The organism is Flavobacterium sufflavum (assembly GCF_004016525.1).
Classification (GTDB): Bacteria; Bacteroidota; Bacteroidia; order Flavobacteriales; family Flavobacteriaceae; genus Flavobacterium; species Flavobacterium sufflavum.
The window spans coordinates 1-204 of sequence record NZ_SACJ01000065.1; the positions used below are offsets into that span (position 1 = coordinate 1).

At 38.7% G+C, this 204-nt stretch carries 1 protein-coding gene; it reads right to left on the bottom strand.

From position 1 onward, the window contains the following. Positions 1 to 204, bottom strand: a 204-nt coding sequence (locus tag EOD40_RS18160; RefSeq protein WP_164905530.1) for an HYR-like domain-containing protein, incomplete at both ends; no start/stop codon positions are given.

Here is a 204-nt window from a genome sequence, read left to right on the forward strand (position 1 = left end):
CCAGAATTGGTTTTGCCGGTTTAGTAACATCGTCAACAATTACATTTTGAGTAGCTGTTTCAGTGTTTCCATTACCATCATTGAAAGTCCAGGTAATTACGTGAGTTCCTTGAGTTGTATAAGTTAACGGATCAGTAGTTGTTCCTGTGATAGTTCCTTTACAATTATCATTAGTAGTAGGAGCTGTCGCCGTAGCCGAACATT